The following is a 12,456-nucleotide window of genomic DNA, read 5'->3' as shown; positions in this document are numbered from 1 at the left end:
TGCATCATGTTTCCTCCGTCTCGCCGGTCTGCGCCGGCATCGATAGCGTCACTTCAAATAGGGCGCCGCGCCGCGCCCAGTGCACGCTGGCCTCGTGGCCATACGCGCCAGCCAGGCGCTGGCGCACGTTTTCCAGGCCTAGGCCATTGCCGCGCGCCGACGCCTGGTCCGCCGCCACCGGGTTGCGCAGGTCGATATACAGCAGGCTGCCCGCGCGCCGCACGTGGAGCGTGATGACGCCACCCTCCGTCAAGCCGCAGATGCCATGCTTGACGGCATTTTCCACCAGCGGCTGGATCAGCATGGGCGGCAGCAAACAAGCCAGCGCGGCATCGTCGATGTCTTCCCCGACCTGCAGGCGTTCGCCGAAACGCACCTGTTCGATGGCGAGAAAGTGGCGGATCAGCAGCAATTCCTGCGCCACGGTGATTTTCCTGTGCGCTTCCATGCTCAAGCTCTGGCGAAAGAAGCTGGCCAGCTCCAGCGTCATCCGGCGCGCGCCGGCCGCATTGATGGACGTCAAGGCACTGATGGAATTGAGGCTGTTGAAGAGGAAATGCGGGTCGATCTGCGTGCGCAGCATGCGCAGCTGCGCTTCCTGCGCCATCAGCTGCGCTTCCAGCCCGCGCTGCTCGGCCATCCTGGCGCGCACGAATTCGAGCAGCAGATAATGCACGGCGACGGCCAGGCAATACAGCAGCACGCCCAGGCCAAAGAACAGGGCCAGCAGCGATTGCGTCAGGTTCACGCCCAGCCAGCGCACGTCCGGCAGCAGGCTGACGCTGTTCAGGAATTGCAGCAGGGTGGCCCACAGCAGCCCCGCGAACAGGGCCGCCACGCCCATCACGCCGGCGATGGCGGCCGGATGGCGGGTGCTCAAAGGATAGGCGCGGCACAGGTAAAACGCGGAAAAAGCCGTGCCGATCGCATACACGAGCGTGGCAGGCACCACCAGCAAGGCCGCGTTGAGCCATGGCGCGTGGGCCACCCTGGCCAGCGCCGACGCCAGGGCCAGGCCCAGCATCATGCACACCAGCACACCCGCCACGGCGCCGCGCCGCTTCGACAAGGCCCCGGACATGCGCGCCTAGTTGCGGATTTCCAGGCCGCCCATGATGGCGTAGCCCGTCACGTACAAACGCTTGTCCTTGTTCGGCGGCACGATGGTCTTCTCTTCGAAGCCGCCGAGGATGGGCGTGCCCTGCAGCACGACGCTCCAGTCAGGCGGAATCTTGATGGTGATGCCGCCGCACAGGGCAAACACGTTCAGCACGGCTTCGCCTTCGATCGAGGCCTGGCGCAAGTCGATTTCACAGCCGGCCATGATGACATTGATGTCGCCGCCCTTGAAACGCTGCGACGACACGCGCCGCACATAACCGCCGAGGATGGCCGTCACCTCGATGATGCTGTCGTCGTCGGCTTGCGCGCCAGCGCCAGCGCCTGGCGCTGCCGAGGCGGCTTGCTTGTCGAGCGAGACGGCGCCATTCCTGGCCTGGCCAAACGCATCGGCCGGCGCCGTGCTGTCTTGCTGCGCAGAAAAGCGCCGGCGGCGCAGCCGTTGCTGCGAACCGGGCAGGGACTTCGAGACGACGGCCACGCCGACGCCGATGATCAGCAGCGGCCACAGCACGTCCCAGTTCATGTAGAAGATCCCCATGTGCTTGAGGGTCCAGACTACGCCCAGGAAGACCAGCATGCCGCCAAGCAAGTAGCCGTTCGCGCTGCGGCTTTGCGACAGTTTCAGCAGGCCAAAGACGATCAGGACCGTGGGCCAGAAGCGGAAGGTATAGCGCACATTGATGAAGCCCAGGTTGTCGAGCAGGAACAACAAGCCCAGGCCGATGACGATCACGCCCAGCACGATCTGCGATGGCGAATGCGGCGGCGGTTTATTTTTCATGCTCGGACTCCCGGTAGGCAATAAAGTGTTTTTTCAGCAACGGTTCGAGCACCAGCCCCACGCCCCAGGCGATCAGCAGGGCTGGCCAGCTGTTGTAGAAACTCAGGTTCCACAGTTCTTCATACGAGACATACCACCAGGCGGCAAAGAAGATCAGCCACAGGCCGCTCAATACCTGTTTGGCGGACACGGGCGCGACCAGCTTGTTGAGGCCGAAGGCAACCATGATCAATGGCCAATAATGCCATAGTGAATAGTAATCGTGGAGGATGATCACATCGAGCCGGTCCAGCAGGATGACGGCGCCGATGGCGATCAGCAGCACGCCCCACAGCAGCTGGGTACGCCGGCAATACGCTTGTTCTGGTTTCACGAGACCCCCTTGTTGTTGGTTCATCGCCAAGATACGCGCGATGGGCGTGCGGCGACAGCCTTCTTCGGCGAATGGCGGATATGCTGCGGTGGATGGCGACAGCGGGAGGAAAAGGCGAAAAAAAAGACCGGCTAGCGCCGGCCTTGAAGGGGTTAATGCAGTACACGACTTACGGATCCCATGCGCGGCGTCACGATGCGCATGCAAAGAAATATGGTGCCGATCCTTGAGGCGACCGGCTGACCTGCTGGAAGATCGAACATGCCGCCAACTTCACGGCAGTGCGTCTCAACCAAGCAAAGTCATCATACTCCCGATTGCGAAATTTCACCGTTCGCTAGCGCACACAGAAACACCCTTGCTGAGTTACATCAACCCATGCGGCCGGTTAATGCGGCGCGTTGAGCATGTCGCGCTCGATCCACGCCAGCACGGACGGTCCCTGCGGCTGCCAGCCCAGCAGCTTGCGCGCCCGCTCGCCACGCACGCGGCTGTTGGAACCGAGGCCATAGGAGGCCATTTCGTAGCCCCATTCGGCGATCGCCTCGGGCAGCGGCCAGTCCTGCGCCGGGCCCAATTGCAAGGCCTCGGCGATGGCGGCCGTCGTGTCGCGGAAGGCCGCTTCGCCCGATTCGACAAAGTAGAAGGTGCCGGCGGGCGATTTTTCCAGCGCCAGCAGATACAGGCTGACGACATCGTCGATGTGCACGTTGGACCAGATATTGCGGCCCGGCCCCACGTGGCGCACGATGCCGCTCTTGCGCGCCTGTTTCAATAGGCGGGGCAATTGCACGCTGTCGCGCGGCAAGGCGCCGTGGCCGTAGATCAGGGTGTTGCACAGCACGCTCGCGCGCACGCCTTGCGCCGCGCTGGCCAGGATCAGGTCGTCGATGGCGACCCTGGCCGCCTTGTCGGCCGTGGGGGCCGGCAGCTGGTCTTCAAAGTAAATTTGCTCCGTGCCCTCGCCGCCCGAGGCGTCGCCCACGATGGACGAGCCGCTGGTGTGGAGGAAAGGCTTGTTGCTGCCGGCCAGCGCCTCGATGATGGCTTCCACGGCGCCCCGGTGGTCGCTGCTGGCCGCGTTGATGACGGCGTCCGCCGCCCTCGCCTGCTCGATGATGAGGTCGCGGTCGTTCAAGGTGCCGACGATGCCCTGCACGCCGATGGTGGCCAGCTCGGCCACCTGTTCCGGCTTGCGCACGAGGCCCGTCACCTGGTGGCCGGCGCGCACGAGGCCCGCCGCGATGGAACTGCCGATGAAACCTGCCGCGCCTGTCAAAAATACCTGCATATTTACTCCCTGTCTGGTTAGATTGCTGTCAATCACACCAGCCCAGTATGCCCGCTTTCGTCTTTCGCAAAAAGCGGCCGCACGGCAAAAGATCTATGACTTGGACGCAACAATCTTGAGCTGCAGGGCGGCGATGTAGCGGCTCCGGTAGGCAGGGTCTTCCGGCGTCAGCAAGGTCAGCCTGTCGCGCGCGCGCGTGGCCGCCACATAGAAGCGGTTTTCCTCTTCCAGCGGGTCGCTCTTGCTGCGCGGGAATTCATCGACGGCCAGGTAAGGCAGGATCACGTGGTGGTATTCCAGGCCCTTGATCTGGTCGATGCAGGCGATGACCAGTTTGGCCTTGCCGGTCGACACCGTCACGGCCTCTTCCATCTCGCCCAGCCAACCGGCAAAGCCCGCCAGCGCCACGCCCGCCTCGCGGCACACGTCGATGAAACCGTGCAGGGAACGGGCGACGACGCGGGCCTGGGCCGGATCAACGTAGATGCGGCGCGCCGTCTGTTCCAGTTGCATCAGTGCAAAGATGTGCTGCAGGGCGTCGCCCGCCAGGGCATCGGGGGGCAGCGCGCGCAGGTAGTCGACGGCCGCCTGGGTCAGGGCCGCCTTGGCCTGGTTGACCGACTTGGCCAGCTGGTTCGTCAAGAAGCCTTCCAGCAAGTCGGGATAATTGGCCACGTCGGCCTTGGCTTGCTGCAACTCCGTACGCGTAAACGGGATTTCCGCGAAAGCCACCAGGGCTTCGAGGATCTCGCCGCGGCGCGGGCCGCTCTTGATCGCGTGCAAATCCTTGCGGGCGATGGCGACCATGCCGCGCAGCATCAGCACTTCCTGGCTCAGCAGATAGCTGTGCATGTCCACCAGCCCGTAGGCGATGCCGCTCTGGAACAGCGCCGTTTCCACGCGGATCGCCTGGTCGCGGTCGCGCAGCAGGATGGCCGTCGTGCCCGCATGCGCATGTTCGAGCGCGGCGATCAGCTGCGCGCTGCACGCCTGCGGCTGCGCATGCTCATACTGCAGCACTTCGATGACAGTCGCGCGCGACAGGGCCGACACGCTGGCCTTGTTTTTCAGCATGCCCACGGCCTGCGCCAGCTGCGGGCCGTAGCGGTAGGACGCCGTCAGCGGCAATCGCTGCAAGGCGGGGAATTCCTGCTCGAAGCGCTGGCGCAGGAAGCGGTGGTCGGCACCCGACCACGTGTAAATCACTTGATCCTTGTCGCCGGCGCCGCAGAAAAACGCATTGCCACGGCGTATCAGCATGGTCAGCAGGCGGAACGACGCTTCATTCAAGTCGTGCAATTCATCGGCCACGATGATCTGGAAGGCGGGCAATTGCTGGCGCAGCGGCTCGTCGCCGTCGAGCATGCGCACCAGGTCGTAGGTGGCGTCGAACGGCGCGCGGAACTGGATGTCGCCCGTGTCGGCCCCGCGCAAGCCCTCGTATTCGCGCAGCCACAGATAATGCGTGCGCGACATGCCCAGCAGTTCCAGGTTGTCATCGAGGGAATTGCTCTCGAAGTCGGGATGCTGGAAATCCATGCGCGCCTTGGTGCGCAATTGCAGTTTCAGGAATTCGGCGATGGCGCCATTCGTCGTATTGATTTCCAGCGCATAGCGGTGAGCGTATTTCTCGGAGACCACTTCCAGCGCTTCCCACGCCACGGGGCGCAGCTCTTCATCGCTGCGCATGATTGCTACCTGCATGTTTTCCATCTGTAACAGCACCTTGGCGGCAAAGGCGTCGAAGGTATCGACCGTCAGGCGCTTGACGACGCCCAGCGGCACGCCCACGTCCAGCAGGCGCTGGCGCAGGGCCACGCGCGCCGCTTCCGTAAACACCAGGGCCAGCATGCGTTCGGGCGCGCGGCCCCGGTGCAAGGCTTCAGCCAGGCGCAGGGCCAGGGTCGTCGTCTTGGCGGCGCCGGCGTTGGCGTCGATCAGGACGACTTTCTTTTGCGCCGTCTGGATGGCGACCTGTTCCGGCGTGGGCGTGATGCGTTTGGGAATGAACTGCGGGGCGTTATCTGTACTCAAAAGGAATCCTGAAAATTGTTACGGCTGCCAACCTTTACCAGGCGCAAGTGCGCAGGCCGGCAAAGATGTCGCCCCGCTCGGGCGCGTGGAAGGCGCGCATGTGCGGCGAACGCAGGCGCGGAGGCGTGGCGAAGGCGGCGCCGCGCAGCACCTGGTGCTGCATGAAATACGGCGTCGAATATTCACGCCAGGCGTCGGGCACGAAGCCCGGATACGGTTCGAACGGCGTCGCAGTCCACTCCCACACCTGGCCCCAGTGGAACCGCGGATGGCCGGACAGCGCAGCATACTCCCATTCCGCCTCGCTCGCCAGGCGGCGCCCGGCCCAGGCGCAATACGCTTGCGCCTCATACAAATTGATGTGGCGCACGGCTTCGTTCGGCGGCAAGGTGGTGCGCCGCCCGAAACGCATGGTGCGCCACTGCGTCGCCTCGCGCAGCCAGTACAGGGGCGACGAACGCTCCTGCCGCATCAGCCAGGCGCTGCCGGCCGCGCTCCAGAACTGGCGGTTCTGGTAGCCGCCGTCCGAGACGAAATCGGCATACTGGGCATTCGACACGGGCACGGCGTCGATGGAAAATGGCGCCACGTAGCTGGCGTACGGCGGACATTCATTGTCGAAGGTAAAGCCCGCATCGCGGCGCGAACCCAGTTCGATGCTGCCGCCCGGAAAGGCAATCTGGCCGGCCGGCAGCGGCAGGGCCGGACTGGCGGCCAGGGTCTCGGGCGCTTCCACGCCCAGCCATTGCAAGCCGGCCAGCATTTCTTCGCCGCACATATCCTCATGCGCCAGCGCCAGCCGGTAAGGATACAGGGCGCCGTCGACATTGGCTTCGCGCGAGAGCTTGTCCAGCACGCGGTCGAGCACTTCGTGGCAATACGTTTTCACGGCGCCGGGACTGGGCAGGCCGAGTTTCCAGCGCGCCCGCTGTTCCAGCATATTCGCATCGAACAAGTCGTCGCCGCGCGTCAGCAGGGAGTTATACACGGCATCGGCCGGATGGCTCGATGGCGCTTCGCGCAGGATGTACCATTCGGCAAACCAGGCGATGTGCGCAAGCTGCCACAGCGGTGGATTGAGCTGCGCGTGGCGCGGCATGCGCTCCACCACGTCGAGCCCGGCGGACACGTAACAATCGAACAGGGACAAGGTGGCCTGGCGCGCGGCGAGCAGCGATTGCGCCAGTTGCTGCGCGCCGGCATGGCGAAAGGAAGCGTTGATTAAAGTCATGGCCCGATTGTAACGACTTTTGCCAACATTGCACCAGTCACCGGGGAAACAGGGAGTGCCCTTCCCGCTTACTTGACCAGCAATTCGCCCTGCAGCGGCGTGACGACGGACTTGGGCATGCTGACGATAAAGCTGCTGCCCTTGTCGGCCACGGACTGGATGGCCAGCGTTCCGCCATGGCGCAGCAGCACGTGCTTGACGATGGCCAGGCCCAGTCCCGTGCCCTGCGTTTCGCGCGAACGGCTCTTGTCGACGCGGTAGAAACGTTCCGTCAGGCGCGAGATATGCTCGGGGCTGATGCCGATGCCCGTGTCTTGCGCGATGAACTGCGGTCCGGCCGGGCCATCCTGCCAGCGCAGGGTGATGCTGCCGCCGGCCGGCGTGTAGCGCACGGCGTTCGAGGCCAGGTTGCCGAACGCGCTGTACAGCTCGTCGTAGCTGCCCAGCACGTCAGGGCCATTGCATTCCATCCTGACGTCATGCTTGCCGGCCGAGAGCGCCTTGGCGTCGCGCAAGACTTGCTGCATCAGCTTCTTGATATCCACCGGCTCGGGGCGCAGCGGGTAGTCGACCGATTCCAGGCGCGACAGGGTCAGCATGTCCTCGATCAAATGCTGCATGCGGTGGCCCTGCTCCGTCATCAGCTTGAGGTGGGCGGCGCGCGTGGCGGCGTCCAGGTCCAGCTCGGCGGAAGCGATTTCCAGGAAGCCGACGATGACCGTCAGCGGCGTGCGCAATTCGTGCGAGGCATTGGCGATGAAGTCGCGGCGCATCATCTCGATGCGTTCCGTTTCCGTCACGTCGTGCGTGACGAGAATCTGGCGGCGGTTCTCGAACGGGATGATCTGCACGATCAGCTTGCGGTTGCGGAAGGTGATCGTCAGCGGCTGGTCGTAGCGGCCCAGTATGATGTAATCCATGAACTCGGGGCTGCGGATCAGGTTGGTGACGCGCATGCCCTTGTCGCGCTCGTGCGTGAGGCCCAGGTGTTTCTCGGCGGCGGGATTGCACCATTCGAGGAACAGCACATCGTCCATGATGACGACGCCGTCGGGCAGCAGGTGCATGGCCTGGCGGAAACGCGCCAGCCATTCCGTCAGCTCGGCCTGGTTTTTCTCGTCGTCGCGGCGCATGCGGTACAGGCGCGCGAAGATGCTGGTCCAGGCGCCCCAGCCGTCGGGCAGCTTGGCGCTTTGCGGGTTGTCCAGCCAGTTACTCAGCTGGAACAGGTAGGACAGCTGCACGAACACCATCATGGCCATCAGCACGAAGGCGATGCCCAGCGCATACGTGGCGCCAAACAGATACCAGACGACGGCCACGCCCAGCAGCGCCAGCACCATGCGCAAGGCGGCCGGTACCCAGAACAGCAATTTCGGATTCATAGAGACCAGCTTTACTTTTCAGACAACATGTAGCCGACGCTGCGCACGGTCTTGATCAGGCTTTCCGCCTCCTTCAAGGCTTTGCGCAAGCGCAATACGTGGACATCGACCGTGCGTTCCTCGATCACCACATGGTCGCCCCACACCTTGTCGAGCAGCTGGCTGCGCGAAAACACGCGCTCAGGATGGGCCAGCAGGAATTTCAGCAGCTTGTATTCGGCATGGCCGATGTCGATCTTCTGTTCATCCATCATCACGGTGCAGCTGACGGGGTCCAGTGCCACGTTGCCGGCACGCATGGGCGCCTGCGCGTGTTCCGGGCTCTTGCGTCGCAACAGGGCCTTGGCACGGGCCAGCAGCTCGCGCGGCGAGAACGGCTTGGTGACGTAATCGTCGGCCCCGCTGTTCAGGCCGGCCAGCTTGTCTTCTTCCATGCTCTTGGCGGTGAGCATGATGACGGGGATGGCGGCGAAATTGCGGTCGGCGCGGATGCGCGACAGCAGGCGCAGGCCCGTCTGGTCCGGCAGCATCCAGTCCAGCAGGATCAGGTGCGGCGTGCGGTGCTGGATGAATTCCCAGGCATCGGCGACGTTCTGTACGGAACAGCAATTCCAGCCGGATTCGCGCAGCGAATAGGTCACCAGTTCAACGATGGCCGGCTCATCTTCAACAATCAATACCGTGGTTTTATCAGATGCCATAAAGCTTACTCAGGGAGCTCCTCGGAAATGGCGGGAGCAGCCACCTTGGTGTGGCGGATGTCCTTGCCCTCAACCACGTAAATCACGTATTCGGCGATGTTTTTCGCATGGTCGCCGATCCGTTCGATGGCCTTGGCCACCCACAGGGTATCGAGCGCCGCCGAAATGGTGCGCGGGTCTTCCATCATAAAAGTAATCAAGTTGCGCATGATAGACCGAAACTCATGATCGATGATGGCATCTTGTGCAATTAATTGTAATGCCTGCTTGCCATCATTGCGCGCGAAAGCGTCCAGGGCGTCGTGCAGCATGTCGGTGGCCGTGTTGGCGATGCCGCGCACCATCTCGTAGTGGTTGACGACGGCGTTGCCGCGCTTGTGCAGGTTCTTCGCCACGCGGGCGATTTTGGTCGCCTCGTCGCCGACGCGCTCAAGATCCGTGATCACCTTGATGGTGGCCATGATGGTGCGCAGATCGTTGGCGGCCGGCTGGCGGCGCACGATCAGATGGCTGCAGGCATCATCCAACGATACTTCCAGCTGGTTGACGACGTCGTCTTCGCGCATCACGCGGTCGGCGCGCTCCGGGTTGCCGATGCGAAAGCAGGTCATCGCGTCGAGGAACTGGGTTTCAACGATGCCGCCCATGAGCAGCACCTTCGAGCGGATGGCTTCGAGTTCGTTGTCGTATTGCTTGGATGAATGTTCGCCTATCATGCTGTCTCTCCGTATTCAGTTGTCTTGTATATATAGCTATGCGGGATGGATCAGCCGAAGCGGCCCGTGATGTAATCCTGCGTTTCCTTGCGGGCCGGATTCATGAAGATCTGGTCCGTTTCGCCGAATTCCACCAGTTCGCCTAGGTACATATACGCCGTGTAGTCGGAGCAGCGCGCCGCCTGCTGCATATTGTGCGTCACGATGGCGATCGTGTAATCCTGTTTCAGTTCGCTGATCAGCTCTTCCACCTTCGAGGTGGAGATCGGGTCCAGCGCCGAGGTCGGTTCATCGAGCAGCAAGACGTCCGGTTTCACGGCCACGCCGCGCGCGATGCACAGGCGCTGCTGCTGGCCGCCCGACAGCGACAGGCCACTCTTCGTCAGCTTGTCCTTGACCTCGCCCCACAGCGCGGCCTTTTTCAGGGCCCACTCGACGCGCTCGTCCATCTCGCCCTTCGACAGGTCTTCATACAGGCGCACGCCGAAGGCGATGTTGTCGTACACGGACATGGGGAATGGCGTCGGCTTCTGGAACACCATGCCGACCTTGGCGCGCAGCATGTTGACGTCCTGGTCGGCGTCGAGCACGTTGCGGCCGCGGTACAGGATGGAGCCTTCCGCGCGCTGGCCCGGATACAGGTCGTACATGCGGTTCAGGGTGCGCAGCAGGGTCGACTTGCCGCAACCGGACGGGCCGATGAAGGCCGTGACCTTTTTCTCGTGGATGTCCAGGTTGACGTTATGCAAGCTTTGCGTTTTGCCGTAAAAAAAGTTCAGGCCCGAAATCTCGATGGTTTTTTTCTTTGGTGCCAAGTCTTGGGCTGGATTCATTTGCGTATTCATAGGGGTTCGCTTCGCTCGGTATCTGTTTAATGTGGGACTTTTTGGCTGAACACGGTGCGCGACAGGATATTTAAGGCCAGCACGCTGAAGGTGATCAGCAGTGCGCCGCCCCAGGCCAGCGAGCGCCAGTTGTCGTACGGGCTCATTGCAAACGAGGCGATGACGGACGGCAAGTTGGCCATCGGCGCATTCATGTTGAAGCTTTGGAACTGGTTATTCAGGGCCGTGAACAGCAGCGGTGCCGTTTCGCCGGCGATGCGGGCCAGGGCCAGCAGCACACCGGTGATGACGCCAGCCTTGACGGCGCGCAGGCGCACCAGGGTGGCGACCTTCCAGCGCGGCGCGCCCAGGGCAAACGCGGCTTCCAGCAGGCTGTTCGGCACCAGGCGCAGCATATTGTCCGTCGTGCGCACCACCACCGGCACGGCGATCAGCGACAGCGCGATGGCACCGGCATAACCGGAGAAGTGTTTGACGTGCGCCACGTACAGCGCGTAGACGAACAGGCCGATGACGATCGATGGGGCCGACAGCATGATGTCGGTGACAAAGCGCGTCACTTGCGCCAGCTTGTTTTCTTCGCCGTATTCGGCCAGGTAGATGCCGGCCAGGATGCCGATCGGGGTGCTGACCAGGGTGGCCAGGCCGACCATCAGGGCGCTGCCGACGATCGCATTGATCAGGCCGCCGCCTTCGCTGCCCGGGGCCGGCGTCGTTTGCGTGAACAGGTCGACCGACAGGGCGCCGAAACCCTTGATGACCAGGGTGAACAGAATCCACACGAGCACGGCCAGGCCCAGGGCCATGGCCGCCACCGACAGGGCGATGCCGACGCGGTGCATCAGCAACCGCTTGCGGTAGACGGGGTTCATGGCCGGCTTGGCCGGAACGTCGAGAGTGCTAACTTGGCTCATTTCGTGCCTTCCTTGCGGGACATGCCAGCCAACATCAGCTTGGCGGCGGATAAGACGATAAAGGTGATGACAAACAGGATCAGGGCCAGCGAGAACAGCGAGGACACGTGCAGCGCCGATTGCGCTTCGCCGAATTCATTGGCCAGCAGCGAGGTGATGCTGTTACCGGCAGCAAACAGCGACCACGACAGTTTATTCGCGTTGCCGATGACAAAGGTCACGGCCATGGTTTCGCCCAGCGCGCGGCCCAGGCCCAGCATGACGCCGCCGACGACGCCGGTCTTGGTGTATGGCAAGACGATCTTGCGCACCACTTCCCAGCGCGTGCAGCCCAGGCCGTATGCGGATTCCTTCAGCACGGCAGGGACGATCTCGAACACGTCGCGCATCACGGAAGCGATGAAGGGGATGATCATGATGGCCAGCACCAGGCCGGCCGTCAGCAAGCCGATGCCCATCATGGGGCCGCTGAACAGCGAGCCGATGACAGGCAGGTTGCCCAGGGTGGCCTTCAGCAGGGGCTGGACGTGGTCGGCGAACAGGGGGGCGAACACGAACAGGCCCCAGATGCCGTAGATGATCGACGGCACGCCAGCCAGCAGCTCAACCGCCGTGCCCAGCGGGCGGCGCAGCCAGGCCGGGCAAATTTCCGTGAGGAACAGGGCGATGCCGAAGCTGACGGGAAAGGCGATCAACAGGGCGATCACGGACGTCACCAGGGTGCCGATGATGGGGATCAGGGCGCCGTACTGGTCATTGACGGGGTCCCATTCGGCCGACACGATGAAATGCAGGCCGAAGGTCTTGAAGGCCGGGATCGATTCCATGATCAGCGAAATGATGATGCCGACCAGGACGACCAGCACCGACAGGGCGAACAGCATCGTCACCTTGTGGAACATGAAATCCTGGAAGCGCTGCTTGCGCATGGTGGAAAGCATTTGCGCGTGACTGATGGAATCGGTCATGGTGCCGCCTGGCAGGGGGATCGTGGAGGAGGTAGATTGTGCGCTCATATTGTGCCAGATGTGGGTGGTACTGCCGGTACTACCGTTTGCAGGTA

At 63.0% G+C, this 12,456-nt stretch carries 12 protein-coding genes; all 12 read right to left on the bottom strand.

Translation table 11 applies throughout. The features are described from left to right. Positions 1–4: 4 nt before the first annotated feature. A complete protein-coding gene (locus tag BM193_RS19145) occupies positions 5–1,081 on the bottom strand; it encodes a sensor histidine kinase (protein ID WP_092799651.1) in 1,077 nt (358 codons plus the stop codon). A gap of 6 nt (positions 1,082–1,087) precedes the next feature. Then, a complete protein-coding gene (locus BM193_RS19140) occupies positions 1,088–1,903 on the bottom strand; it encodes a LiaI-LiaF-like domain-containing protein (RefSeq protein WP_092799653.1) in 816 nt (271 codons plus the stop codon). Continuing rightward, on the bottom strand, positions 1,893–2,276 hold the full coding sequence (locus tag BM193_RS19135; protein ID WP_254786320.1) for a LiaF transmembrane domain-containing protein: 384 nt from the start codon (positions 2,274–2,276) through the stop codon (positions 1,893–1,895). Before BM193_RS19135 ends, BM193_RS19140 begins: the two co-directional genes overlap by 11 nt. 388 nt (positions 2,277–2,664) lie before the next feature. After that, positions 2,665–3,567 (bottom strand): NAD-dependent epimerase/dehydratase family protein, encoded by a 903-nt coding sequence (locus tag BM193_RS19130; RefSeq protein WP_092799655.1) that lies wholly within the window; start codon positions 3,565–3,567, stop codon positions 2,665–2,667. A 93-nt stretch (positions 3,568–3,660) separates the two neighbouring features. Next, the gene (locus BM193_RS19125) at positions 3,661–5,601 is read right to left on the bottom strand and encodes a UvrD-helicase domain-containing protein (protein WP_092799657.1); all 1,941 of its coding nucleotides are present in this window, start codon (positions 5,599–5,601) and stop codon (positions 3,661–3,663) included. A 34-nt stretch (positions 5,602–5,635) separates the two neighbouring features. Beyond that, positions 5,636–6,832, bottom strand: a complete 1,197-nt coding sequence (senA, locus tag BM193_RS19120; protein ID WP_254786319.1) for a selenoneine synthase SenA — start codon at positions 6,830–6,832, stop codon at positions 5,636–5,638. A gap of 68 nt (positions 6,833–6,900) precedes the next feature. Continuing rightward, positions 6,901–8,217, bottom strand: a complete 1,317-nt coding sequence (gene phoR, locus BM193_RS19115; protein WP_092799659.1) for a phosphate regulon sensor histidine kinase PhoR — start codon at positions 8,215–8,217, stop codon at positions 6,901–6,903. A gap of 11 nt (positions 8,218–8,228) precedes the next feature. Next, positions 8,229–8,918: a response regulator gene (locus BM193_RS19110; protein ID WP_034755074.1), complete on the bottom strand. Its 690-nt coding sequence runs from the start codon at positions 8,916–8,918 to the stop codon at positions 8,229–8,231. Between the two features lie 5 nt (positions 8,919–8,923). Next, positions 8,924–9,634 carry a phosphate signaling complex protein PhoU gene (phoU, locus tag BM193_RS19105; protein ID WP_070218051.1) on the bottom strand — a complete coding sequence of 237 codons (711 nt, stop codon included), beginning with the start codon at positions 9,632–9,634 and terminating at the stop codon, positions 8,924–8,926. 50 nt (positions 9,635–9,684) lie between these two features. Continuing rightward, entirely contained in the window at positions 9,685–10,479 is a 795-nt protein-coding gene (pstB, locus tag BM193_RS19100) for a phosphate ABC transporter ATP-binding protein PstB (RefSeq protein WP_034755069.1), read from the bottom strand. A gap of 26 nt (positions 10,480–10,505) precedes the next feature. Continuing rightward, positions 10,506–11,393 carry a phosphate ABC transporter permease PstA gene (pstA, locus tag BM193_RS19095; RefSeq protein WP_092799661.1) on the bottom strand — a complete coding sequence of 296 codons (888 nt, stop codon included), beginning with the start codon at positions 11,391–11,393 and terminating at the stop codon, positions 10,506–10,508. After that, positions 11,390–12,361, bottom strand: coding sequence for a phosphate ABC transporter permease subunit PstC (gene pstC, locus BM193_RS19090; RefSeq protein WP_254786318.1), 972 nt, complete (start codon positions 12,359–12,361; stop codon positions 11,390–11,392). Before pstC ends, pstA begins: the two co-directional genes overlap by 4 nt. Between the last annotated feature and the right edge of the window lie 95 nt (positions 12,362–12,456).

Origin of the sequence: Janthinobacterium sp. 344 (assembly GCF_900112025.1) — a bacterium.
In the GTDB taxonomy this organism is placed as follows: domain Bacteria; phylum Pseudomonadota; class Gammaproteobacteria; order Burkholderiales; family Burkholderiaceae_D; genus Janthinobacterium.
The sequence above is the reverse complement of the archived record's forward strand: the minus strand, read 5'-3'. Positions and strand labels throughout refer to the sequence as shown.